We start from the raw sequence: 26,450 nt of genomic DNA, 5'->3' as shown, positions 1-26,450 counted from the left end.
TTGTTGGAATTCTAAACGTCCTTTGGCGAGTGCATCAGTATTAAGATGAACAACTCACCATCACTTCTGGCACATCACTTGGTAAAGGTGCTAAATCTTCAGGTTTTTCCAATGCTGTTTGCTGAATATAGGGTTGGCTGAGCAAGTTAAATAAACGCTCAACTTCTGAAAAATCATCACGCTCTGCTTGCTCAATCGCCTTTTGTGCCATGTGATTGCGCAAAATATACTGAGGGTTCACCTGTTGCATAGCAGTATCTAAGGCATCGGTATACTGATGTTCACGAATTTGTAAATACTGCGCCAAAAAGCTTTCCCACTGACGACGATCCAAACAATCATCCAGTATTTCAGTATATTGTTTATTTTGTAGGCGGATAAAGCTCTGGGTGTAATCCAGTTGCTCACTTTGCAAAATACGTAAGAAGTTGGTTGCGCAGTCAAAACTGTCTTTATGGAAGCTTGGCAGTCCCATTTTTTCACATAAACCGAGTTTATAATGCTCCAAAAAAGTGGGTTCAAAATGCTCTAAACATGCTGCCAGTGCTTGTTTCCAGTGTTCTTTCTGATTTGGGTTTTGTTCAAGCGGAATTAAGTTGTTCAACCAGACCCACAAATTCCAGTGCGCCACGCTTGGTTGTTGTTGGTAGGTATAACGTCCCTGATAGTCTGAGTGATTGTTGATCCAGTTGGGACGAAAACGCTCCATAAAGCCATACGGGCCGAAATCGAGTGTTGAACCTGTGATATTTAAATTATCAGTATTCATTACGCCATGTGCAAAACCGACCAATTGCCATTTGGCAATCATAACAGCAGTACGTTGAATGACTTGTGTAGCAAAGGCGAGTACAGGCTGTTCGGCTGCCAAGCATTCTGGATAGTGCCATTCGATACACTTTTGCACAAACTCTGGCAGTAATTCAGGTTGATACTGATTGATCCATTCAAAATGCCCCAAACGAATATGACAGTCTGATGTGCGTAATAGCATTGCACCAAGTTCTAATTTTTCACGTTGTACACCTTGAGTGGATGAGGTAAATCCAACAGCATTGCTTGATGGCACACCCAGCGCATTTAAAGCATGACCTGCCAAATATTCACGAATCACTGAACGTAACACGGCACGTCCATCGCCCATACGTGAATAAGGCGTTTCCCCCGCACCTTTTAAATGCAGGTCGATTGTACGTTGATGTGTGTCCAAAACTTGCGCAATGAGTAAACCGCGTCCATCTCCCAATTGACCTGCCCACTGACCAAATTGATGTCCTGCATAGACCATTGCCAAAGCAGGAAATTCTTTAAACGTCTTTTGACCACTGCAAATTTCCACCCATTGCTGTTGTTCTTCGGCTGTCCATTGCAGTTCTTTTGCCAAGGCTGCATTAAAGTGTCCTGCTTTTGTACCTTTTAAAGGTAAAGGCTGCTGCATGTGATAAAGACGGGCGGGCAGGGTCGGATAACGTGGATTAAATTGCATGATGATGAAGCGCTTGGCACAAAGTGAGTTTCACTATAGCAAACTTGGACTTTAAAAACTGTAGTCTAAAAATGCAGAAAGCCCTGAACAGGTCAGGGCTTTCGCAGTGCATCAGAACAGAGGTTTATTCAGATACAGGATTCTTTTTCAGGTTGCGCATCAGCAAGTTCAAGGTTTCACGATGGTGTGAAAGACGCTGTTCAACCAACTGGAATTCAACTTTCAATTTGTCATCCATTTGGTGAATTTTTTCTGCTACAGAAGCTTTTTTCGCCTGAATTTCTTGCTCTTTTAACTTTGCCCAATCGTTCAGGGTTTGGGTAAAGGCATCATATTCTTGCGAAATACGGCTTTTAACTTGGCCAATGTCATCATTTACATTGTGTCCATAGACCGCCAAGTCTTGCTCTGCATATTTAAAACGCATCGCCAATTCTGCTTTTTTAATATTAAAGCTTGGAATACGGCGTAAGTTTTTCGCTAAGCCCAACTTCGAGCATGACCAAATTAACCATTTGGTTGGGTCATATTGCCACCATTTTACGCCATTACGATAATCATACTGGAAAATGTGGTGATAGTTATGATAACCCTCGCCCCAAGTGGCAATTGCTAACCAGAAGTTATCACGCGCGGTATTTTCGTCAGTATAAGGACGCGAACCCCACATGTGGCACAGCGAGTTAATAAAGAAGGTAACATGGTGGCTTAAAATCAGACGCATTAAACCGCCCAATAACAACACGCCCCACATATCGCCCACAGCCCAACCAATTGGCACCAAAATGCCAACGTGAACTGCAATTACGAGCGGAATATAGTATTTGTGTTGGAACATCACCAGTTTGTCATTTAACAAATCTGGCGCATTTTTAAAGTTTGGCTCTGCGGCAGGGTAGTCACGTAGCATCCAGCCCATGTGCGCAAACCAAAAACCATTATTAATTGAATATGGGTCTTTTTCGACATCATCAACATGGCGGTGATGGGTGCGGTGACCTGAACCCCAGAACAAAATACTGTTCTGAACGGCAAATGTTCCCATAATCATTAAAATGATTTTCAAGGGAAGGGTAGCTTCATAAGCACGGTGTGCCCATAAACGGTGATAACCTGCTGTAATACCCAAGCTACTTACGCCAAGTAATACAAACATGCTGATCCAAGCGGCTAAGCTAAAATCATGGTGATAGGCATACCAAGGAATCGCGATCACTGCAACAATAGGTAAGAAAACCAGTGCAAAGATGGCAATCCAGTTGATTGGGGCTTTGGGTAAGGGAGCATTCATCTCCAACAGCACTCCTAGAACCTTGGGAGGTATAAATGGACGCTTAATCCGTTATAACGCTATGACCGATCTATAGATTGAAATCATAGTATTAAATTTTTTAGGGATTAATTTTTTCGCATATTAGCATGAGCGTATTCACGATCACAGCATTATTGTACAGTTGTATTGTACTGGGTGGTAACAGAATATAATGGTATCTGCGAGATTTTACGGAAATATGATATACGGTAGCCAAACAAGCACGATAAATCATTTATTTATTCATCAATATGCTTAAGGTTACCGCTTACAAGTGTTGCATCATCAGTTTAGGATAATCGGTAATTAAACCTTGAACACCCAAATCTTTAAGCTGTTTGGCGCGTTCAATCTGGTTGACTGTCCAAACGCTGATATTCAGTTTGGCCTGTTGTGTGGCTTGAATGAGCGCACCGGTTGCGAGTTCGTTCATCCAACCAATTTGGCAACAACCTAATTCTAAAGCCTGATCAATGGCTTGATATTGCAGATCATCTTCAACCAATAAACCGCGTTTAAAGCGTGATTTTTGTTGTTGCAAAGCCCAGTGAATTTTCGGATCAAAACTGGTGATGATGGCGTTGTGTTCAAAACCCTTCAAATGTTGCTCTAAACTTTGGGTAATTTTTTCGGCAGCGGCATGCGAGTTGACCGCTTTGACTTCTACTTCAATATGATCAAAATTTTGAATAATGGTCATGGTTTGATTGAGTAGGGGCGTGGTTTCGACTTTATTCCAGTCCGACCACATCACCGCATGGTTATAATGGTTTAAATCTTCCAGACTACATTCATACAGTGCTTTGTCTTGTCCTGTGGTGCGAATGAATTGATCATCATGCATAACCACTAAGGCATTGTCTTTGAGTTGACGCACATCAAACTCAACCGCACGAATGCCAATATTCTGAATGTATTCAAAACCACCGAGTGTGTTTTCAGGCGCTTCGCCACGCGCACCACGATGACCAATTATGCGCATAATGTGCCCATGAATTGAAAGTTTGCTTTCATTTTGCAAGTACGACGTGACAAAGAGATGACATCTCTTATTTTGGTCGGATGGTGTGAAATTTCAAGCAGCATCCGACGTGATTTTTTAGATGCAAAATCAGGGCTTTATTTTAGTTTCCGATTTTAGCTTGTAATGTTAGTTGTCGATACTGTCATTGATGTTCTTTTGCCATAACACTTCGCTGCCTCCTTCGGCACGTTGTAAGCTGCGAGATGCGACAAATAGCCAGTCAGACAGTCGGTTCAGTAATTGCAAAGACGGTGCCTGAATATTTTGATCACGGTTGTGTACGGTCATTAAACTGCGTTCTGCACGACGACATACAGCACGAGCTTGATGTGCATAACTGCATGCCAATGTACCTGCAGGTAAAATAAATTCTTTGAGCATTGGCAGGCTTTCATTCATACGGTCAATGTCTTGTTCTAGGTACTCAATTGCAAGCGGTTGTACGAGGTGGTAATTGGGGATACAGACTTCACCGCCTAAATCGAATAGCCAGTGCTGAATCAGGCTGAGCGATTTGTCCCAAGTGTTTTTGTCTTGAATGCTGCTATGTGTAATTTGTGAGCGCAATACGCCAATGCAGGCATTGAGTTCATCGACATCACCCAGTGCATGAATGCGTAAGTCGTCTTTGGCAACACGTGAGCCATCGCCCAGTCCTGTTGTACCTGAGTCGCCTGTGCGGGTGTAGATTTTGCTTAAACGGTGGCCCATGATCGTTCCTTGTTTGAAAGTGAAAGTTGCGTTTACTTGGTCGTAAGAAATAAAAGCTGGCGCAATAAAAAAGGATAATGTCGGTCATTACATTATCCATAAACTGCGCTGTTTTAAAGTTTTTGTTGTTATGCGGGTTTTAGTAGCGGAAAGTTACACCTGCTGAAGCGAGGCGACCGCCGTTGATGTAGTAATAACCTTGATCTTGGTATGCGGTCTTGTATTCAACATCCCCAATATTTTGAATATTGGTAAATAGTTTGACATTTGGGTTTACATTCCAGAAAGCATTTACATCAACTGTTGCATAACCTGGGTTCTTATAGTTTTTATCCCAATCTTTGGATTTGGATTTAGCGACCAAAGATGCGCTAATACCATATATTTCATTTTGTAAGCCAGTTGTTAAGGTAAAACCTTGACGTGGGCGACGATTTAAATCTTGATGAGTTGCAGCATTTTGAGGTTTAACGTAACTATAGGTTGCTTTAGCAAATAAATCATCTTGCTGCCAACCTAAATAAGCCTCACCCCCTTGGTACGTCGCCTTTTGAATATTTGTCAGTTTGCCATTGCGGTCTGAGGCGATTAAATCTTCAACTTCTGTATAGTAAGCAGATAAACCTGTTTGCAAGCCATAAGCTAGATTTTGGTCAAAACCAATTTCATAGGAGGTGCTTTCTTCTGGGTTCAGATTAGGGTTGCCATTCCATGAATTATAAAGTTCATTCAAGGTTGGCGATTTAAATGCTGTACCTACATTTACATATGCGCTAGTTGATGGTAGCAATTGATACCGAGCAGCAATTTGACCTACAGTATGCGTCCCATATTTTTCATTGTCTTCTACACGAACACCCACTTGGGTATTAAGTTTAGTCCCGTTAAGTTGATGCTGAATATAATATCCGGTTGAGTCTACTTCTTCATCATAGGGTGTGCCATAAGATAGAATATCGCCATCGAGATTGCGATGAGTCACACCCGTAAGTAAAGTCTGCTGAGGCATGAAGTTCCATTTACCATAGAATTCTGCTTCTTGAGTTTTACCATGTACAAAGTCGGTTGAATCTTTTTGGTCGACTTCATCTGTAAATTGAGACAAACGTGCATTCAGTTCAAATTGATCGGTCAGGTTTATACGACCGCGAAGATTGATAATTTCATTTTCAAAGTCTTGTTTCAGCAATGCACCGTTAAATGTATAAGCATCATATAAGCTAGTGCCTTTATTTGTGCTGTAGTCAATTGATGTTGCAAAGTTTTCTTTTTCTACACCAAGTTTGGTACTAAAGCCTTTTTGATCAAAAGAAGCAGTTTCATTGCTGCTAGTTTTTTGGTTGGTTACTTTTGTTGCATCAGATTCTAATCGTTGGCCGCGAATTTGAGCATAAAAACTGTCTTCATATAAATCAGCACCGATGACGGATTTATAGGTTTTGTTTTCGCCCACTTCACCTGTAATAAAGGCACCTGTTTTTTCAGGTTTTTTTGAAATCAATTGAATCACACCGCCAATAGCATCTGTACCATAGAGAACAGATGCAGGACCTTTTAGAATTTCGATTTGTTTGATATCTGTGGTGTCAATAAAAGCAAGATTTGCTGTACCCGAAGATGCATTATTTAATCGTATACCATCACGTAAAATCAAAGTATGGTCTGATTCAGTACCACGCAAATAAATATCGGCAAGTTGCCCCATACCACCACTTTGAACCATGTTGATGGCAGCATTGTATTTTAGTAAATCAGGAAAAGAAGCAATTGGCGATTGTTCCAAAATCTTTGGCTCAATAATATTAATCCGCGCAGGAACATCTTTAATATTTTGTTCACTACGTGAAGCAGTAACAACAAGCGTATCTAAAGCAGCATTCACCACACGCTGATCTTGCGATTCTGCAGCAAAAACTGAAGTTGAAAAACCCATTGCAAGCGCAATTGCGCCCACTAAAGCAGTAGGCTGAAAAAGAGTAGACATGACTTTGCTCCATACATTCACCCCACGTGAATGATTGAGTTAAGGGCACAACAAGCAGGTCTCCGGACTTCAATGTGCCAAGCATCTTCTAATTTATGATTGCTTCGCTATATATCCACCTTCCCATATTGTTCATACAGTGGTGTAAATCATAAGATTTAAATTGATATACGTTTCATGGTTACCGTTGCGGGGGCAGTGTTGGACTTTCACCAACTTCCCTAAAGCTCAAAGCTAGGACTCGTTGCATTTGCGCGAAGTATAAAGTCTGTATGCCATTTAAACAACGGAAATGCAGAATAATCCGCCTGAACTTCACTCAACCCCTTAAAATTGCATTACAATGATTCGCCCCAATATCTGATTCTGTGAGTGTGAACAGACAATTTTAAAGTCACGCACAGCAAGATCAGCAAAATGAAGATTGAAAATCAGGATTAGAGTCCAAAACGATGCGTACCCGTGCCAAAATTTGCGGAATCACGCGAATTCAAGATATAAACAGTGTGGTGCATGCGGGTGCAGATGCAATTGGCTTGGTGTTTTATCCTCCAAGTCCACGCAATGTGAGCATTGAGCAAGCACAAGGCTTGCTGCAACACATTCCCGCTTATGTGCAAGTGGTTGGTTTATTTGTCAATGCAACGGCAGAAGAAATAGCCGCTGTACTGAAACAAGTACCTTTAGATATTCTGCAATTTCATGGTGATGAAACACCCTTGCAATGTCAGCAAATAGCACAGCAAGTTGGACGTCGATGGTACAAAGCCATTCAGGTCAAACCTGATTTAAATGTGTTAGATGCGATAAAAAGCTATCAACAAGCAGGTGCAAGCGCAGTATTATTAGACGCGTGGCATCCTGAACTCAAAGGTGGAACAGGACACAGTTTTGACTGGTCAAAATTCCCCAAACTCGATATTCCTTTAATTTTGGCGGGTGGTTTAAACCCTGAAAATATTGAAGATGCAATTCAGACGACTCAAGCCTATGCCGTTGATGTCAGTGGCGGAGTTGAGTCTGCAAAAGGTATTAAAGACCAACAACTCATAGAAAACTTCATGCAAGGAGTCCAACGTGGATCAGCAAAGTACAAATCACAATAACTCAGTGATTGACTATACCCAATTCCCAGATGCAAAAGGGCATTTTGGTATCCATGGCGGACGTTTTGTGTCAGAAACGCTGATGGCGGCTTTACAAGATTTAGAGAAATTGTATTTCCGCATGAAAGATGATCCGCAGTTTTTGGCAGAATTCGACCGCGATCTCGCCTACTATGTAGGTCGTCCTAGTCCTTTGTATTATGCTGAGCGATGGTCAAAAGAGTTGGGTGGTGCACAAATTTACTTAAAACGTGAAGATTTGAACCATACTGGCTCACATAAAGTGAACAACACCATTGGTCAGGCACTGTTGGCAAAACTATCTGGTAAAAAACGCATTATTGCCGAAACAGGTGCAGGTCAGCACGGTGTAGCAACCGCGACCATTGCCGCTCGTTTAGGCTTGGAATGTGTGGTGTTCATGGGTGCAGAAGACGTGAAGCGTCAGGCCATGAACGTGTACCGCATGCGCTTACTCGGGGCAACTGTTGTACCTGTAGAAAGTGGCTCTAAAACCTTAAAAGATGCCATGAACGAAGCTATGCGTGACTGGGTGACCAATGTCGATTCAACGTATTATGTGATTGGTACTGTGGCAGGCCCACATCCGTATCCACAATTGGTACGTGATTTCCAATCTATTATTGGTCGTGAAGCACGTCGTCAAATTCAAGAGCAGGCAGGTCGTTTACCTGATGCATTAGTAGCTTGTGTAGGCGGTGGTTCTAATGCCATGGGCTTGTTCTATCCATTCTTGAACGATGCCGAAGTGAAAATGTACGGTGTCGAAGCTGCAGGTTTAGGCATTGAAACAGGCAAACACTCTGCACCATTGAATGCAGGACACGTGGGCGTATTACACGGTAACCGTACTTATTTAATGTCGGATGCACAAGGTCAGATCATTGAAACCCACTCTATTTCTGCAGGTCTGGATTATCCAGGTGTAGGACCAGAGCACAGCTTCCTGAAAGATATGCACCGTGTCGATTACGTGCCAATCAATGACCAAGAAGCCTTGCAAGGTTTCCGTGATTTAACCCGTATCGAAGGGATTATTCCTGCTTTAGAAAGCTCGCATGCTATGGCTTATGTGAGCAAGCTTGCACCAACGATGGATAAAGACCAAATCATTATTGCGACTGTTTCAGGTCGTGGTGATAAAGACTTAATGACTGTTGCCCGCATTGATGGCGTGGAAATGGTGGATATGTAAATCGTAAGCTGCTTGAAATAAAGTATGCTACATTTCAATTCAATCGTGCTGAAGCAATTCGGCACGATTTTTTATTTGGAGGATTGAAAAATTCTCGCTACTTTAAACAATCATGCTTAAAAATCATCAACCATAAAAGCCATCAAGCTTAGGATATTTGCGCAGGAGTCGGATATGCCCAGTTTATTTATCGTGATGTTAGGCGGACGTCATGCGCGAGCCAATACCGAAGTGCATGATGTGGTACTTGCGGTAGGTGATTCTTTAGAACAGACCTATCCGCAACTCAAGCAGGCTTGGTTTGCAGAACCGAAAGGTTTGCATATTGACGCATGGGCGCAAATTAATGGTGTTGAGTTTGAAGGTAAATCCTACTATTTAAAATTTACCGATGCGCAGCCGAATCAGGCAGAAAACCGACTGTATTTAATTAATTTAGGTGGATATGATCCGCGTGAGTTTGGCGAGTTACATCGTTATGTACTGGTGGTGGCGCAAAATCCAATGGTGGCAAAACAGCGTGGTAAAGCCTATTTTGCCCAGCACTGGCAAAAACAACATACCGATCGGGTCTTAGAGGTAGATGATTGTATTGCGATAGATCAGGTGCATGGTCGCTATGTGCAATTGGTTGAAGGCTCATTTTCAGGCAATCGTTGGGAAAATACCTATCTGACTTTGAATGCTGATGCTTAAATACCTTCAGAATATTGAGGGGAAGATATCTATTAATTTATATTTTGTATATTTAGTGAACGCTCAAGCCTTAAAATAGTAAAACAATCTATGCTTTTATAGTTTTTTGAACAAAATCATAAGCTGCGGGTTTTTTGTACATGCATTTGTAGGCATAATACGACCAAAGATGAATTGTTTTTAGACAATAGGGAATGTCTTCAATGGATTTAATTCAGGCGAATGGACAACCGCATTATGGACGTTTTAGTGAACTTCCCAAAAAAATTGATTATCAGGCTTATCAATATAAATCACCGTATGGTGAAGTATTGTCGGGTTGGCGTAAACGCTTAAAATATAAAAAGTTTAAATTTTGTAGTATTCAGCACGAACACTATACCATTGGGCTTGCGATTGCCGATATTGCTTGGGCAGGGCACGGTTTTGTCTATATTTATAATCACATGACGGGCGAAGTGCAGGAATGGAATGCGATTAATTTTTTATCGCGTAATACGGTTTTAGATGAGCAACCGTTATTTAATCAAAGTTTTTTTGAAAAATCGCCATTTCAAATTGAAATTCAACATGCCAATGGTGTGCGTTATATCTGCGTGACCAAATATGGTGAAATTAAACTCAGTGCGCGGATATTTTGTGCAGGCACAGACCCGCTAAGTATGTGTAGCCCAACAGGTATTAATGGTTGGACTTACACCCAAAAACTGACCACACTCGGCTGTGAAGGCTATTTTGTTAATAAAACAGGACAAACCATTCAATTCCATGAACGCACCTTTGCTTCTTTAGATGATACCTGCGGTTTTTTACGCCCTGAAACAGCATGGTTTTGGTTGTCGTGCAACTTTTGGGATACCGAAGACCGTCGTGTAGGCTTGAATCTGGCTTCTGGTGTGAATGAAAGTTTTGGCAACGAAAACTGTTTGTGGATTAATGGCGTGCTGTATCCCTTAACAGATGTGTTGTTCCAACCTGAGGATGATGGCTCGTGGAGCATTCGCTCACTGGATCATCGTTTGAATTTAACTGTCAGCACAGGTTGGCGCCGTTATGAAAACCTGAATTTGCGTCTAGTCGGCAGTCAGTTCAGCCAATGGCAAGCTAAAATTAGTGGTACTATTCAACAAGACGATACCGAAATTATTTTGTTAAACGAATACGGCTTGCTTGAACAGCATTATGCCAAGTGGTAGGGCAAGTTTTTAACCAAGATTGTACGTCACCACTTGCAGATTATCATGTGACGTCATCTATCACTCACTTGAATCGCCATTGAGTTTTTACATAAACGGCAAAAAAAGGCGCATTATGCAATTTCACTATGCGTTCAGAATTGGCATGATATTGCGAAATATATCAAGGTGAGTTTCACATGGCACAAGGTCTTTTGGCGGGTAAGCGTTTTTTAATTGCTGGTATTGCAAGTAAATTATCTATCGCATTTGGTATTGCAGAAGCATTGCATCGTGAAGGTGCAGAATTAGCATTTACTTATCCGAATGAAAAACTCAAAAAACGTGTTGATGACTTCGCTGCACAATTTGGCTCAAGCATTGTATTGCCTTGCGATGTAGGCGTAGATGCAGAAATTGAGCAAGCTTTTGCTGACTTGGCAAAGCACTGGGATGGTTTGGATGGTTTGGTTCACTCGATTGGTTTTGCGCCTGCGCATACTTTAGATGGTGACTTTACCGATGTTACAGATCGTGATGGTTTTAAAGTTGCGCATGACATTAGTGCTTATAGCTTTATTGCGATGGCACGTGCTGCAAAACCATTATTACAAGCACGCCAAGGTTGCTTATTGACTTTGACTTATCAAGGTTCTGAGCGTGTGATGCCAAACTACAACGTCATGGGTATGGCGAAAGCATCTTTAGAAGCAGGTGTACGCTACTTGGCTTCAAGCTTGGGTGCTGACGGTATTCGCGTGAATGCAATTTCTGCAGGCCCAATTCGTACGCTTGCCGCATCAGGCATTAAATCATTCCGTAAAATGTTAGACCTCAATGAAAAAGTTGCACCTTTAAAACGCAACGTGACCATTGAAGATGTTGGTAATGCGGCATTATTCCTTTGCTCACCATGGGCGAATGGTATTACTGGTGAAATTCTGTATGTCGATGCAGGTTTTAACACGGTTGGTATGAGCGCAGAATTAATGCTAGATGCTGAATAAGCATTGCATCAAGCAGATAAAACCGAAGTTTAGGCTTCGGTTTTTTTATCGCTGCATTTTAAGTAAGAGGTATTTTGCAGATTGCTGTAATTTTATTTTCTTCTTTGACGCATCTGCTGCTATAAATAGATGAGTTGACAATATTTCAAAATAAAACTGGGTTTTAGGTCTTAAAAATGAATGCGGAACAATTGCAAAAAACGTTACATGCCAGTCAATATGCAGAACAAGTCTTGGCAAATCACGAAAGCCTGTTACAGCAGGATTATGCAATTGACCAATTTCTAAAACCGCTGAGCGCAGACTATATTCATCAATTGGTGATTTCGACTTTACAAGACATTCAAGATGAAACCTTGTGGATGAAAACCCTGCGAATTTTACGCGCGCGTTTAATGTTCCGCTGGATTTGGCAAGATGCCAACCAACTCACCGATGTGGTGACGTTGACGCAGGAACTTTCAGACTTTGCTGATATTTGTGTGCAAGTAGCCAAAGATTTTGCTCGGATTCCGTTGGTCGCCAAGCATGGCGAACCGATGGGGTATAACGGTAAAGTCCAAGACCTGATTGTGGTCGCCATGGGCAAACATGGCGCGCAGGAACTGAATTTATCCAGCGACATCGACCTGATTTTTGCCTTTGATGAACAAGGCGAAACCAATGGACGCAAGTGTATTGAAGTGCAGCAATTCTGCATTTTATGGGGACAAAAACTGATCTATCTATTAGATCATATCACCGCCGATGGTTTTGTTTTCCGCGTCGATATGCGTTTACGCCCGTGGGGCGATGGTTCTGCTTTGGCGATTAGCCATGTCGCACTGGAAAAATATTTAAGCCAGCATGGACGCGAATGGGAACGCTATGCTTGGATTAAGGCACGTATTATCACAGGTGGGCAAGAAGGTTATGAACTGCTGGAAATGACCCGACCTTTCGTATTCCGCAAATATGTCGATTACACCGCCTTTGAAGCCATGCGCGAAATGAAAGCCATGATTGAGCGCGAAGTGCAGCGTCGTAATATTGAAGACAATATTAAATTGGGCGCGGGCGGTATTCGTGAAGTTGAATTTATTGTGCAGGTTTTTCAGCTGATTTACGGTGGTTCAAAACTAGAATTACAAGACCGCCAGTGTTTGGTGAGTTTGCGCCATTTGGGCGAAGCTGAATTGCTAGAGCCACAAGCCGTACTGGATTTGGAAGATGCCTATTTATTCCTGCGTCGAGTAGAACATGCCATTCAAGCCTTGAATGATCAGCAAAGCCAAGCTTTACCGACTGAACCTGAGTTACGCGCACGCATTAGCGATACTTTGGGCTTTGCCGATTGGGACAGCTTTATGCAGACCCTAAATGAAAAGCGTGTCAAAGTCATTTATCAGTTTGAGCATTTAATTAAAGAAAATGAACCCGATTCTTTGCTGGAAAATTACAGTCAGCTAGAAAAACAGCTCGATGCGGTACTAGACGATCAAGCGAAAAATTTAGTGCATGAGTTCTGGTATGGACATGCCATTAAAAAACTCACCGCCAAAGCTTTACAGCGTTTAAAAACCTTTTGGCCACACTTGATTGAAGCAGTGTTGCAGTCAGAAAATCCACAAATGGCATTGATGCGTTTAATGCCACTGGTCGAATCTGTTCTGCGTCGTACCGTGTATTTGGTCATGCTGATTGAAAGCAAGGGGGCACTGCAACGCTTGGTAAAAATGGCCACAGTCAGCCCGTGGATTTGTGAAGAATTGACGCAATATCCTGTGTTGTTGGATGAATTTTTATCTATGGATTTTGAATTGCCAAAACGCAGCGATTTGGAAGATTCTTTGCGCCAACAATTGCTGCGCATTGAACTGGATGAAGTTGAAGACCTCATGCGGGTGCTACGTTTATTCAAAAAATCCAACGTATTAACAGTTGCGGCCAGCGATGTACTGGCAGAAAGTCACTTAATGAAAGTGTCAGATGCGTTAACCGATATTGCCGAAGTGACCGCAAATGCAGCCCTACAACTGGCCTATCAGATGATTGTCAAAAAACATGGTTATCCGCTAGACAGTGAAGGGCAGCGCTGTGGTTTGGAGCATAACGCTTTTGCCATTATTGGTTATGGCAAAGTAGGTGGCATCGAACTTGGTTACGGCTCAGATTTAGACGTGGTTTTTATTCACAACATGGATGAACAAGCCGATACTGATGGCATTAAACCGATCAGTGGCTTTGAATTTGCTATGCGGGTGGCACGTAAATTTGTATCTTTAATGACCACGCAAACTTTAGATGGTCGAGTTTATGATGTCGATACCCGTTTACGTCCTTCGGGAGATGCGGGTTTATTGGTGACCAGTTTACGGGCCTTTGAGCAATATCAACTGAAAAGTGCGTGGCTGTGGGAGCATCAGGCTTTAGTGCGTGCGCGCAGTATTGCGGGTGAGCAATGTTTACGTGACAAGTTTGAAGTGTTGCGTTGTCAGATTTTAACCCAGCCGCGAGATGAAGCTTATGTCCGCAGTGAAGTGCTGAAAATGCGTCAAAAAATGAAAGATCATTTGGGTTCATCTAAAGAGCAAAAAAAAGATGGAATTTTTCATTTAAAACAGGATGCAGGTGGTATCGTTGATATCGAATTTATGGCACAGTATGCGGTATTAGCCTGGAGTGGGTCGAATCCTGATCTCGCCCATTATTCCGACAACGTAAGAATCCTTGAAGATGCCGCAAAAACAGGTTGCTTATCCAGCGACGATGCGACAGCATTGATTCAAGCTTATCTCCGTGAACGAGCCGAAAGCCACCGCTTAGCCCTTGCAAATCAATCCATGCAAGTCAATGCTGCGGACTGGTACGATACCCGTGAGGTCGTTTGCAAGTTATGGCAAAGATTAATTGATCCGACTGCTATGTCTGCGTTGGATTAAAATGACTATTGTATAAACATTTGGAGTGTGTGCCATGAATTTGGCTGATCGTGATGGTTTTATTTGGCAAGATGGACAATTGGTTGACTGGCGTGATGCAAAAATTCACGTCTTAACGCATACCTTACACTACAGTATGGGTGTGTTTGAGGGTGTCCGCGCTTATGAAACGCCAAACGGAACTGCGATTTTCCGTCTTCAGGACCATACTAAGCGTTTGTTAAACTCTGCAAAAATCTATCAAATGAAAGTACCATTTGATCAAGCAGCTTTAGAACAGGCGCAAATTGATGTGGTACGTGAAAACAAACTTTCATCGTGCTATTTACGTCCATTAATTTGGATTGGTTCTGAAAAACTGGGTATTGCTGCAACCAATAACACCATTCATGCTGCTGTTGCGGCTTGGGGTTGGGGTGCATACTTGGGTGAAGAAGCGATGGCTAAAGGTATTCGCGTTAAAACTTCATCGTTTACGCATCATCATCCAAACGTGACCATGTGTAAAGCTAAAGCTTCTGGTAACTACACCTTGTCTATTCTTGCTCACCAAGAAGTAGCGCAAGCAGGCTATGACGAAGCGATGTTGATGGATCCACAAGGTTATGTATGCCAAGGTTCTGGCGAAAACGTATTCTTAATTAAAGATGGCGTTTTACATACACCAGACATCGCAGGCGGTGCTTTAGATGGTATTACGCGTCAAACGGTGATCACCATTGCTAAAGACTTGGGTTATGAGGTAGTTGAACGCCGTATTACGCGTGATGAATTCTACATTGCCGATGAAGCTTTCTTTACAGGTACAGCAGCAGAAGTTACCCCAATTCGTGAATACGATGACCGTGTAATTGGCTGTGGTTCACGTGGCCCAATTACCACTGAAATTCAAAAAACTTTCTTTGACGCAGTTCAAGGCAAGAATGACAAATATGCACATTGGTTGACTTACGTTAAATAAGTCACGCGTGTGTACCTGAGTCTATATTACTGACTCAGGTGTGATGACCCTATTCAGGCAGTGGCTTGAATGGGGTTTTATTTTGTCTGCTATTGCGTTATTGAACGGCTAAACTTCTTGCGAGGTTTATTTCTCACGTTACAGACATAGATGAATGATCAACTGTTTCTTCGTTGAGTTAGTGATGTACAAATTTGATCTTTTGGATAAATTCAGTCGTTTAAAGCATGGTTTTTTATAGCGAAGGGTAATCCCTGTAATTGGTGAGATTTGATGTTAAAAAACGCTTAATCTGTCGAATATGATAGAAAATAGTGAATTAAATACATGAAAAGTGTAGTAAAAATTGAGTTGAAAATTAATTAAAAACAAAAACTTATTCTAGATGTAAATAAATATATATTTTTCATTATCCCTAAAATTTGGATCACAAATTTTAGGGAGTGAGCTGCTCCCTAGTTTTTTGTGATGTCATTTAAAACAGTACTTTAATCTCCTAATTAGCTGAATTCCAAGGTTTATTTAATATTGTGTGAATTAGGGCGTATAGATGGCTTTTTGTGAGAAATACCTAAAATGAAGAAGCTCGCTAAGGATTGAGTTTCAATAATTCTAACGATATCTCAAGTGAGTGAATGATTAAAAAATGGTTTTTTATAAGAGTTATGGAGAAGTGACATGTCTAAATTTATTAAAACTGCTGCTGCTTTGATGGTTTTCGGAGCTTTTTCAACGGTAACAATGGCGGGTGGTAATCATCATCCTAAACCAGACCCTAAGCCAACCCCAGTATGTAACGAAGGGCCATGTACAGGAAGTATTCCAATTCAAGTGATTGTGCCTAAGCGCTGTGAGCTGAAAGTGAAAACACCAAGTATCTCATTAAAAGATGGTGCAGAAGCTTCTGGTCAATTTATGGTTGGGGCGAATGCAAAGTACAACTTATTGGTCGATACCGACAACCGTGTTGGTGGAGGCAAAACAACCAAATCTGCAGCCAAATCAGGTAGCCATGCAGTGGGCTTAACAGTTGAAACCAAGCTTACGGGTTCATCGTCTGTGATTCAGTTAAATGATCAGCAAACCAACATTGCGCCAGGTAGCAATGGCTGGAATTCTTACAATGTCTTGGTTAAAAGTGAGGGCGTAGGTATTTCTAAACCAGCGGGTACTTATACCGATAATTACAGCATTGAAGTTTCATTCTAATACGTTTGAACTCAATCTGAATGAGTTGGCTTTGCCGATGGGTGGAGTCAACTTTTTAGTCTAAATAAATACAAAATAAGACATTGCTGGGGGAAGCATGAAACGATTATTGAAATATATGCTGATTGCAAGTTGCTTATGTGTAGAAGCTGTTTATGCAAACATGGTGATTTCACCTACACAAATGTATTTGGGCGATAAAGCACGACAACGCAGTGCAACGGTTGTGATGGAAGCCACTGATCTTACCGAACCGAAAAGCTTTGAAATGTTTGCCTATAAATGGTCGCAAAATGCTCAGGGTGAAGATGTACTAGAGCCAGATCAAGACCTTTTAATTAATCCAAAAAACTTTGTTTTACAACCTAATACACAACAAATTATTCGTGTAGGTTTTAGCCGACCACTTTTGAAGGAAGAAATGGCGCAAGAAAAAACTTGGCGCATTGTTTTTAAAGAAATTGCTCCTGTAGTGGAAGAAGACGCCTTACAATTTTTATTCACAATTTCTGTTCCTTTATTTGTGGGTAAGCAAGAAGCCATTCAGGTAACAGCAACTCCGCGTTATCAAAATGATCATTTATTTTTAGAGATAGAAAATCATGCTGCATCGCATGTGCAAATTTCTTCAATCAGCATTTTAAATCAACAAAAACAACCCATTGCAACCACACGTGAAATGAAATATTTGTTAAATCAACAAAAACACAGCTTTGATATGGGGCAAATCAAACTTAGTGATTTGAAAAATTACATACTCAAACTTGAAACAGATAAAAGTGAGCAAGCCATTGAGTTAAAAATGAAGGGCTAAATCATGCATAGAACTCGACTGTTTTTTGCGCTGCAATGTGTCCTGTGGGGGATACCATTACCTGCCAATGCTGCCAATGCTGCCAATGCTGAAATGGCGTTGAATAGTGTTTGGCTGAATGGCGTAGATCGTGTCATTGAAAGTTTGGTGTTGCAGCAGGATGGGCAACGCTATATGGAATGCGAGGTCTTGCAGCAACTTGGTTTACAGCAAGACCGTTTACAAAAACACAGTGCACAAACTCAGTTCTGTTCTGTAACCACCAATGAAATTCAGTCTGAACAAGACTTTGCGCTGCAAGCGATTAAATTGACCGTACCTGCCAGCTATTTTATAGATGCACAACTGAGCCAAACCCATGCGATTCCGTCTAAAGCAGAGTTGGGCGGTTTTTTAAATTATAATGTGCTGTATGCACGTTATGATAATTACAATGAATTAAATGGTTTGGCGGAGCTTGGTATTTTTAAAGATTACTGGATTTTTAAAAATGGCATGATGTATCGCAAAGAGGCAGAACAGGATCAAGATAAGCTACTGCGTTTGAATACCAGTTTTGAAATTGAATTTCCATCACGTTATCAGCGTTTAACTTTGGGTGATAACACCAGCGTTTACAATCCTTTATTAGATACATTCAGATTTGGTGGTGTGTCTTTTGGTTCAAATTTTAGTAGTTATCCAGACTTTATTTATTGGAATGTACCCACCTTAAGAGGCAGTGCTGTACTGCCATCCACCGTCGATTTATACATTAATGGCATCAATCTATATCAGCAACAAGTGACGCCTGGGCACTATACCTTAAATACGGGTGCAAATATTCAGCAGTCGGGCGAGGCGCAAGTGGTGGTGGAAGATGTATTGGGAAATCGTACCGTGCAATCTTTTCCAGTTTATGTCACCACGCAACTACTCAAACCAGGACTGAACGAATACAACTTTTCTGCAGGAAAGCTGCGTTATGACTACGACTACGTGTCGGATGATTATCGGGAGTTTTTTGGCAACCTTTATTTCAGACGTGGAATTACAGACAGCACGACTTTAGGAACCAATTTAAGTTATAGCAAAGATGTGCAGAATGTCGGGTTGCTATGGACGCAATCTCTCAGCAAATATGCCTTGTTAGATACGCATGCTGCGTCTAGCCACAGTGATTGGGGCGATGGTTATACCTTTGGCGCTTCGTTAAGCCGTAATGGAAGTCGGGTTGCACTTGGTGCAAGTCATAAATACTACAGTCCTGAATATCGTGGTTTGGGTTATAGCGATATGACACAAACAGTGGAATACGACAACTTAGCTTATGTCAGTATTTTCAATATTCCTTTCATTAATACCTTAAATGTGAACTATCTAGAGCGCCGTTATCATCCCAATGCAAATAATAGCTTTGCAGATAGCCAAATGCTTACAGTTGGTTTTTCTCGTATGTTTGGGCGTCAAACTTCACTGTCGTTTTCTTATTATAAAGATTTGAAAGTGCAGGATAGTGACGGGGCATATTTAACACTGAATTATCAATTTGACCAACGCCGTAGTGCGCAACTTTCACATAATTTTGATGAGCAAACCCAGTTGCGTTATGCACAAAGCAGCCTGACGCAAAATGGTGTGGATTACACTCTTGCTGTGCGTCATCAACAAGCAGAAGGGGATGTAGGAGTAAATGCCTATACCGCCCTGAAAATGCCGATGGGCAATTTATATTTAAGCCACGATGAAAGTGAGCGCTTTAGCTACAGTCAAGCCAATTATCAGGGGGCAGTAGTGTGGTTAGACCGTAAATGGGCCATGACCAAATACGTAGACAATGCTTTTGCTTTGGTGAATGTTGGTGATATTCCAAATGTGGAAGTACAACGTGCCTTAACACCTGTTGGTAAAACCAATCAACACGGCTATGCGTTTGTGCATGACATTGTGCCTTACGTCAATTACGACGTGTCTTTTGATCAAGACCAGTTAGATCTGTATGACAGCTTTGAATATTCAAGCCAAAAAGTGATTGGCATGAATCAACGCGGCTATAAAGTGAATTTCCCTGTTCAGCGTACAGGGTTGATCATATTGCGTTTACTCAGGTCCGATCAGCAGACCTTTGTGCAGGGCAGTGAAGTGTATTTAAGTGATGATGCAACTGAATTTGTACCTGTGGGCAGTGATGGAAAAGTACATTTATATGGTGTGAAAGCAGGCAGTTATACGCTGAAGGTTAAAACCAAAGGTGGAAAAGTTTGCCATAGTTCACTTGAAGTCCCTCAAATTAAAGCAGGCACTGTTCCACAAACCAGACAGTTAGATTTGATTTGTCAGTAAGTATATCAGCAGGATGATTGAGGATGAGAACATGAAAAAATTAGGGATGGTAAAAAAATTAAGTCTAGTGCTGTGTGGATGCTGGATTTGTTTTCCTGCACAGGATTGCACCATTGGTTCGGTCAGTGAATCTTTATTGCAAATGAGCTCACAATACCGTAGCCAGACTGCAACCAGTTTTAATGTGCGCTGTGATCGAGGTTATAGCATTCAGTTCAGTAGTCATAATTTACGTGACAAACATGGCAGCAGTTTTGTGAATAATGGCACACACCGTTTACGCACCAGTATGAGTATTATGGGAGCAAAAACAAATCTGTGGAACACGCCTATCGCAGGGCATGTTTCTACGACAGGACATAAATACAGTGTCGCGGTACGCTTGGATGAACAACCGAGTTTGACAACGCCAGCAGGTCGTTATACCGATGAGTTGTATATTAATTTACTTTTTTAGAGGGCTTCGATGTGCAGCAGATCAGGTATTCAGCAAACAAGATATTCAGCAGGCAGGTATCCAATATCTGCTTTTTTTATCTATTTTTTGCTGAATGACAGCAAAGGATATACATAAAACTAGGTATGAGTGGTCATCTAGTTGTTTAAAAAATGACAAATGTGTCACCAAAGCATCATATTACTGCAATGCTGCTGCTCTATGCTAGCAAGCATAAAATAAGAATTGAGCATAAGGCGATGAGCAATGTATTGGCAAAGCAGAGCAGTAAGTTAGAGCGTTACAGCGATGCGTTTAAATTTTATTTCAAACAAGATCAAAAACAAAAAAGCAGCCAGCCTACCTCTGAACTCTCAGACCTTGTCCGCCCACGTTTAAAAATTGCCCTTGTAACAGAAACTTGGCCACCTGAAATTAATGGTGTGGCACGTTCACTGTTGCAGCTTTGCAAAGGATTGCAGGAACTTGGACACAAAATTTTATTGATTCGCCCTGAACAAAAACAAGCCTGCACTCAATTCCAACCGTATCAAGAATGTCTGGTAAAAGCACAAGCCATTCCTAAATATCATAATTTACAATTTGGCTGGCCGCAGTGGTCTAAACTTTCGCAGGCTTTAGATGAGTTTCAACCTGATGTGGTGCATATCGTGACTGAAGGTCCTTTGGGTCTAGCTAGTTTACAAATTACAAAGTCCAAAAATATTCCAATATCGAGTGGTTTTCACTCTGCTTTTCAGGATTTTAGCCGTTTTTTCGATTTGGCATTTTTACTCAAACCCATTCAGCACTATCTAAAATGGTTTCATAACAATACATCGCTGACTTGTGTGCCAAGTAGCCACACCGAAAAATCATTGCGTCAGTTTGGCGTGCAAGGGCCTTTAGTGGTGGTTGGGCGTGGTGTCGATGTTGAATATTTTTCCCCGTATTTTCGTTCGACCCAACTGCGAGCAAGCTGGGGTGCGAGTGAAAATACGCGGGTGATGTTGTATGTAGGGCGTTTATCACCTGAAAAAGAAGTCAATCTTATTATTAATGCCTATCAGCGTATGCCAAAAAATACCGAACAGCCTGTGAAATTGGTGATTGTTGGAGATGGGCCAGACCGTGAACGTTTAGAAGCCATGAACGCTCAGGGAGATATCATTTTTACAGGTAGTTTAAGTGGCACAGCACTTGCACAAGCCTATGCCAGTGCCGATGTGTTTGCTTTTGCCAGTCAGGTCGAAACCTTTGGCAATGTCGTGTTAGAAGCCATGGCCAGTGGCTTACCTGTCATTGCGTATGATTATGCTTGTGCACGTTTACATCTAAAACCGAATGAAACAGGTTGGTTGAGTCCACTCGGTCAGCCAGAAGATTTGGTCGGTCATATCCACCGACTTCCCGATCTTACAACCCTTAGACAGATGGGCGAACACGCCCGCAAAGCGACTTTAAATATTGGCTGGCAGTATCCAGTCCAACAATTTGAGCAGGCGTTATATCTGGTGGCGAAGGAGCTACACATGCCATCTTAGCTATACGCCAAAGAGGAGAGAACTGATGAAGTTTAAAAATGCAAAAATAAGAATGCTGGATCTCGACTTAAAAGGCTGTTTGTATCTTAACCATTTTTCCCACTCTCAGCGGGTGGCACAATTTTTTAAAGTTATTAGCCGTTTGGGCGATGGTGTGTTCTGGTATGTCATGCTCGCAAGTGCATGGATGATGCAGGGCATTGGTTATAGTTTACAAATTATTTATCTGTTGTTAGGCGGATCTGTCGGCACAGGTATTTATAAATATTTAAAACAAAAAACCGTCCGTCCACGTCCGTATCAGGTACACCAAGTGATCCGTTTGGGTGAACGTCCCTTAGATCATTTTAGCTTCCCATCAGGTCACACTTTGCATGCAGTCATGACCACAACGGTTTTGGGTTATATCCAGCCAGTATTGTTGATGTTGATGTTGCCCTTTACGATTTTGGTGGCCGTTTCCCGTATGATTTTAGGCTTGCACTATCCGAGTGATGTGGCAGTCGGGGCGATGATTGGCGGTTCAGTGGCGAGTGCGATTATTTTGGCTGCACCTTATGTAAATATTGTTTTATAAGCTTGGATAAAACCAAATCGAAAATTCAGTGCAGTAATGGCAGGCAGCCCATGCGAAATTTGTTAAAGTAGTCGCTGTCTTGACTAGAATAGGGAATACACATGGGTTTACGTTGGACGGACAGCATCGACATTGCCATTGAGTTATATGAGGCGCATCCCGATGTCGATCCGCAATGGATTCGTTTTACCGATTTGCACGCTTGGGTCTGTGCTTTGCCAGAGTTTCAAGATGATCCCGAAAAATCGACTGAAGGCATCTTAGAAGCCATTCAAATGGCGTGGATTGACGAAGCACGTTAATCTAGCGGTGTGAAGCAAGATTGATTTGCCGATCAAGGTCCTGCACAATGCGCTTCATATCGAAAAAAGCAATTTTTTTACACATCAAAAGCAGAAAATAGCCCATTATTCGGTATAATGCGGCAAAATTTTCGCGTCAACATTGACTTAAGGAGCCAATCATGGCTATTGAACGTACTTTATCTATCGTAAAACCAGATGCAGTTGCTAAAAACCACATCGGTGACATCTTTGCTCGTTTCGAAAAAGCTGGTCTTAAAATCGTTGCGACTAAAATGAAACACCTTTCTCAAGCTGAAGCTGAAGGCTTCTACGCTGAGCACAAAGAACGTGGTTTCTTTGGTGACCTAGTTGCGTTCATGACTTCTGGTCCAGTCGTTGTTTCAGTTCTTGAAGGTGAAAACGCAGTTCTTGCTCACCGTGAAATTTTAGGTGCAACAAACCCTAAAGAAGCTGCACCTGGTACAATCCGTGCAGATTTCGCTGTAAGCATCGATGAAAACGCTGCTCACGGTTCAGACTCAGTTGCATCTGCAGAGCGTGAAGTAAACTACTTCTTTGCTCAAACTGAAGTTTGCCCACGTACTCGTTAATACGCAGTATTCAAACCAGATAAGTGTTATTATGCTTATCTGGTTTTTTATTCTCCGATTTTTATTTTCTGAATAAACCTTTGCTCACCTCTTGAGCTTCTCCTTTCATCTTTAGACATGGTTTAGGTATACACACATGAGTACAGAAGTCCTCGCTGCATCTGCGACAGATGTTCAGCAAGCATCTGCGTCCGCTCCTGCACAGTCTGCGACTGCAGAGAAAGTGAATCTCCTTGGCATGTCACGTCCACAAATGGAAAAATTCTTTGAAGATTTAGGCGAGAAGAAATTCCGTGCAGGGCAGGTGATGAAATGGATTCACCAGTTTTTTGTTACAGATTTTGCTGAAATGACCAATATTTCAGGCAAGTTACGTGAAAAACTGGAAAAGATTTGTGAAATTAAAGCGCCTGAAGTGGTGCATAAAAATTATTCTAAAGACGGTACTCGTAAGTGGGTATTCCGTGTCGGTGATGGTGAAGGCTCATTGGTCGAAACCGTTCTGATTCCTGCCGAAGACAAAACTGGCTCACGTAAAACCCTGTGTATTTCATCGCAAGTAGGTTGTGCACTGGACTGTTCATTTTGTTCTACGGGTAAACAAGGTTTTCAGCGTGACCTAACCCAAGCCGAAATTATTGGTCAGTTGTGGATGGCAAACTATTCCTATATGGAAGATGTGCCTGTGATTGAACGTGAGCGTTCTGTGACCAACGTGGTGATGATGGGTATGGGCGAACCGTTGTTGAATTACGATGCCGTCTTGAACGCCATGCGCATTATGCTAGATGACTTTGCTTATGGCATGTCTAAGCGTCGTGTGACTTTATCGACTTCGGGTGTTGTACCTAAAATTGACCAATTGGCACAAGATATTGATGTGGCTTTGGCAATTTCTTTGCACGCCACCAATAACGAACTGCGTGATGAACTTGTTCCAATCAATAAAAAATATCCATTGGAACAATTAATCGCAGCTTGTCAGCGTTATATTGGCAAAGATGGCAACGAAAGTGCGCGTAAACACGTGACCATTGAATATGTCATGTTAGATGGTGTAAATGACCATCCTGAACATGCGCAGCAAATGATTAAGCTACTCAAGAACCTGCCAAGCAAGATTAATTTGATTCCATTTAACCCATTTCCACACGCGCCGTATGGACGTTCAAGCCGAAATCGAATTATTTCTTTCCAAAAAACTTTGTCTGATGCAGGTTTTGTGTGTACGATTCGTCAGACACGTGGTGATGATATTGATGCCGCGTGTGGGCAATTGGTCGGACAAGTGGCAGACCGCACCCGCCGTGCCGAACAGTGGAAAAAGAAAGTTGCAGCGCAAAATGAAATCATACGCTCGCAAGGATAATGACTTGTATAGATAACTAACTTGCATCGAACGAAGACGCAAAGGGGATGTCCATTGAATAAGCCTGTATTTAAAATCGCACAAATTACAACTGTTTGTATTTCGGCAATTTTTGCTGCAGCTTGTCAAACCACAGCTCCAACCTTAGGGCAAAAAGACCCTGAAAAAGCGGTGCAAGTACGTACGCAGTTGGCAGCAGAATACTTAAAAAATGGCGATTTAGACTCAGCCAAACGCGCACTTGATCAAGCTTTGGAAAGCGATTCACGTGATTCCACCGCTAATATGATGATGGGCGTGTTGCTGCAACAAGAAGGCAGCAAGCTGAATTTAGAAAAAGCCGATGCGTATTTTAAGCGTGCCATTGCCGCTGACCCAAAAAATGCACAAGCGCGTAACAACTATGGTACGTATTTATATCAAGTAGAACGCTATAATGATGCGATTGAGCAGCTCAGTATTGCAGGTGCAACACTGGGTTATGATCAACGCTTTAGAGCATTGGAAAATGTAGGTCGTATTTACTTGAAATTAGGCGATATAGAGAATGCCGAAAAGTCATTCAAACAAGCCTTGCAAGCCAATCGCGATTCTTATGTTTCAATGTTAGAGTTGTCGGAAATTTTATATTTAAGACAACAATTTGCACCCGCGCGACAATTGTATGAACAATTTGTACGTGCTGTGGGGCAAAAAAATCAGGGTGCGCGTGCCTTATGGATTGGGATTCGTTTAGCACGTGCCAATGGCGATCAATTGGGAACTCAGGTTTTAGTGAACCAGCTGCGTGCATTATTTCCCAATAGCCAAGAATACCAACGTTATTTGCAATTACAGTACAGTACTGAGGCCGTATGGAAGTAAATCCTAATTCACCGCAACCCACACAGGGGACAACGCCTGTACCCCATGCATTAGGAAATGTTCAACGTCCAGGTGAGTACCTTCGTCAAATTCGCGTCAATCAAAAACGCGAACTGGATGATGTTTCAAAAGATTTGAAAATTCCATTAAAAACGCTGATGGCGCTAGAGCAAGACGAATATACCGCTTTGCCTGAAGCGACCTTTATTAAAGGTTATTATCGTACCTATGCCAAATATTTACAGGTCGATGCTTCAGCCATTATTCAGCGTTTTGATGAAATTTATGCCAACGATACAGGGTTGTTGCCAAATCACGCCTTGAACAATTCACCCATCAAAATTATGGGAAAACTGCCAGGCTCTAACCGCGATCGCAATAAAAAGTGGCTCACACGTATCGCTGTGATTGTGGCGGTATTGCTGTTGTTGTGGGCATTGGTCGCGCTAATTCAAAACTGGATGTCGTCTGGTCAAGAGGGTGCAGAACCTGAAATTGCAGTACTGCAATCCGATGTGCAAATCATTTCTGACAATGCGACAGGCAGCACGCCTGCACTTGCTTCGGGCGATCAGCTGAATTTGCAATTTGCTCGTCCAACTTCAGTGCATATTGTTGACTCTGCTGGCAATGTTTTAGCGACAGGACGTCAAGCCTCTACTTTAAATTTACAAGGCGAAGCCCCATTTCAAATTCGCTTAGATGATGCGACTGCTGTGTCATTAAGTTTGAACAATGAGTCGATTTCATTATCGCCATATACTGTGAACGGAAAAGCAGAATTCCGTTTATCTCGATAATGCAGCAAGGTAGAGCGATAT

The 26,450-nt window shown here is 41.9% G+C and carries 23 protein-coding genes and 1 riboswitch; of the genes, 18 read left to right on the top strand and 5 right to left on the bottom strand.

Going from position 1 to position 26,450, the window contains the following annotated elements:
- Positions 1–40 precede the first annotated feature (40 nt).
- The 5 genes from FTU39_RS04205 to FTU39_RS04185 form a co-directional block, all read right to left on the bottom strand.
- Entirely contained in the window at positions 41–1,486 is a 1,446-nt protein-coding gene (locus FTU39_RS04205; RefSeq protein WP_180051765.1) for a YdiU family protein, read from the bottom strand.
- A gap of 124 nt (positions 1,487–1,610) precedes the next feature.
- The gene (locus FTU39_RS04200) at positions 1,611–2,777 is read right to left on the bottom strand and encodes an acyl-CoA desaturase (protein WP_096901530.1); all 1,167 of its coding nucleotides are present in this window, start codon (positions 2,775–2,777) and stop codon (positions 1,611–1,613) included.
- A 289-nt stretch (positions 2,778–3,066) separates the two neighbouring features.
- Positions 3,067–3,780, bottom strand: coding sequence for a glycerophosphodiester phosphodiesterase (locus FTU39_RS04195; RefSeq protein WP_180051764.1), 714 nt, complete (start codon positions 3,778–3,780; stop codon positions 3,067–3,069).
- Between the two features lie 168 nt (positions 3,781–3,948).
- Positions 3,949–4,533 (bottom strand): cob(I)yrinic acid a,c-diamide adenosyltransferase, encoded by a 585-nt coding sequence (locus FTU39_RS04190; protein ID WP_180050503.1) that lies wholly within the window; start codon positions 4,531–4,533, stop codon positions 3,949–3,951.
- 139 nt (positions 4,534–4,672) lie between these two features.
- Complete coding sequence (locus FTU39_RS04185) at positions 4,673–6,517, bottom strand: TonB-dependent siderophore receptor (RefSeq protein ID WP_180051763.1); 1,845 nt, start codon at positions 6,515–6,517, stop codon at positions 4,673–4,675.
- 35 nt (positions 6,518–6,552) lie between these two features.
- Positions 6,553–6,777: riboswitch (cobalamin riboswitch) on the bottom strand.
- A gap of 192 nt (positions 6,778–6,969) precedes the next feature.
- Here FTU39_RS04185 and FTU39_RS04180 point away from each other — a divergent pair.
- From FTU39_RS04180 to FTU39_RS04095, 18 genes are all read left to right on the top strand, one after another.
- A complete protein-coding gene (locus FTU39_RS04180; protein ID WP_004975062.1) occupies positions 6,970–7,623 on the top strand; it encodes a phosphoribosylanthranilate isomerase in 654 nt (217 codons plus the stop codon).
- Complete coding sequence (gene trpB / locus FTU39_RS04175) at positions 7,595–8,839, top strand: tryptophan synthase subunit beta (protein WP_004975067.1); 1,245 nt, start codon at positions 7,595–7,597, stop codon at positions 8,837–8,839. The genes FTU39_RS04180 and trpB overlap by 29 nt, the downstream gene beginning before the upstream one ends.
- 174 nt (positions 8,840–9,013) lie before the next feature.
- Positions 9,014–9,535, top strand: a complete 522-nt coding sequence (locus FTU39_RS04170; RefSeq protein ID WP_096901526.1) for a DUF1543 domain-containing protein — start codon at positions 9,014–9,016, stop codon at positions 9,533–9,535.
- Positions 9,536–9,738: 203 nt separating this feature from the next.
- Positions 9,739–10,731: a DUF2804 domain-containing protein gene (locus FTU39_RS04165; protein WP_179995987.1), complete on the top strand. Its 993-nt coding sequence runs from the start codon at positions 9,739–9,741 to the stop codon at positions 10,729–10,731.
- A gap of 179 nt (positions 10,732–10,910) precedes the next feature.
- The gene (locus tag FTU39_RS04160; RefSeq protein ID WP_004975071.1) at positions 10,911–11,717 is read left to right on the top strand and encodes an enoyl-ACP reductase; all 807 of its coding nucleotides are present in this window, start codon (positions 10,911–10,913) and stop codon (positions 11,715–11,717) included.
- Between the two features lie 176 nt (positions 11,718–11,893).
- Positions 11,894–14,638 carry a bifunctional [glutamate--ammonia ligase]-adenylyl-L-tyrosine phosphorylase/[glutamate--ammonia-ligase] adenylyltransferase gene (gene glnE, locus FTU39_RS04155; protein ID WP_096901524.1) on the top strand — a complete coding sequence of 915 codons (2,745 nt, stop codon included), beginning with the start codon at positions 11,894–11,896 and terminating at the stop codon, positions 14,636–14,638.
- 34 nt (positions 14,639–14,672) lie between these two features.
- Positions 14,673–15,599 (top strand): branched-chain amino acid transaminase, encoded by a 927-nt coding sequence (locus FTU39_RS04150; protein ID WP_004975074.1) that lies wholly within the window; start codon positions 14,673–14,675, stop codon positions 15,597–15,599.
- 678 nt (positions 15,600–16,277) lie between these two features.
- Positions 16,278–16,808: a hypothetical protein gene (locus FTU39_RS04145; RefSeq protein WP_180051762.1), complete on the top strand. Its 531-nt coding sequence runs from the start codon at positions 16,278–16,280 to the stop codon at positions 16,806–16,808.
- Between the two features lie 97 nt (positions 16,809–16,905).
- Complete coding sequence (locus FTU39_RS04140) at positions 16,906–17,622, top strand: molecular chaperone (RefSeq protein ID WP_180051761.1); 717 nt, start codon at positions 16,906–16,908, stop codon at positions 17,620–17,622.
- A gap of 3 nt (positions 17,623–17,625) precedes the next feature.
- Positions 17,626–19,944 carry a fimbria/pilus outer membrane usher protein gene (locus FTU39_RS04135; protein ID WP_180051760.1) on the top strand — a complete coding sequence of 773 codons (2,319 nt, stop codon included), beginning with the start codon at positions 17,626–17,628 and terminating at the stop codon, positions 19,942–19,944.
- Positions 19,945–19,975: 31 nt separating this feature from the next.
- The gene (locus tag FTU39_RS04130) at positions 19,976–20,401 is read left to right on the top strand and encodes a hypothetical protein (RefSeq protein WP_180051759.1); all 426 of its coding nucleotides are present in this window, start codon (positions 19,976–19,978) and stop codon (positions 20,399–20,401) included.
- Positions 20,402–20,640: 239 nt separating this feature from the next.
- A complete protein-coding gene (locus FTU39_RS04125; protein ID WP_180051758.1) occupies positions 20,641–21,924 on the top strand; it encodes a glycosyltransferase family 1 protein in 1,284 nt (427 codons plus the stop codon).
- Positions 21,925–21,949: 25 nt separating this feature from the next.
- A complete protein-coding gene (locus FTU39_RS04120; RefSeq protein ID WP_004975087.1) occupies positions 21,950–22,501 on the top strand; it encodes a phosphatase PAP2 family protein in 552 nt (183 codons plus the stop codon).
- Between the two features lie 101 nt (positions 22,502–22,602).
- The gene (gene iscX, locus FTU39_RS04115) at positions 22,603–22,803 is read left to right on the top strand and encodes a Fe-S cluster assembly protein IscX (RefSeq protein WP_004975089.1); all 201 of its coding nucleotides are present in this window, start codon (positions 22,603–22,605) and stop codon (positions 22,801–22,803) included.
- 161 nt (positions 22,804–22,964) lie between these two features.
- The gene (gene ndk / locus FTU39_RS04110; RefSeq protein ID WP_004975092.1) at positions 22,965–23,396 is read left to right on the top strand and encodes a nucleoside-diphosphate kinase; all 432 of its coding nucleotides are present in this window, start codon (positions 22,965–22,967) and stop codon (positions 23,394–23,396) included.
- A gap of 136 nt (positions 23,397–23,532) precedes the next feature.
- A complete protein-coding gene (gene rlmN / locus FTU39_RS04105; protein WP_004975094.1) occupies positions 23,533–24,765 on the top strand; it encodes a 23S rRNA (adenine(2503)-C(2))-methyltransferase RlmN in 1,233 nt (410 codons plus the stop codon).
- Between the two features lie 75 nt (positions 24,766–24,840).
- The gene (gene pilW / locus FTU39_RS04100; RefSeq protein WP_371971077.1) at positions 24,841–25,629 is read left to right on the top strand and encodes a type IV pilus biogenesis/stability protein PilW; all 789 of its coding nucleotides are present in this window, start codon (positions 24,841–24,843) and stop codon (positions 25,627–25,629) included.
- Positions 25,620–26,429: a RodZ domain-containing protein gene (locus FTU39_RS04095; protein WP_004975098.1), complete on the top strand. Its 810-nt coding sequence runs from the start codon at positions 25,620–25,622 to the stop codon at positions 26,427–26,429. Before pilW ends, FTU39_RS04095 begins: the two co-directional genes overlap by 10 nt.
- The last annotated feature ends 21 nt before the right edge of the window (positions 26,430–26,450 follow it).

This window comes from Acinetobacter sp. YH12099 (assembly GCF_013419195.1).
Lineage (GTDB): Bacteria > Pseudomonadota > Gammaproteobacteria > Pseudomonadales > Moraxellaceae > Acinetobacter > Acinetobacter towneri.
The sequence above is the reverse complement of the archived record's forward strand: the minus strand, read 5'-3'. Positions and strand labels throughout refer to the sequence as shown.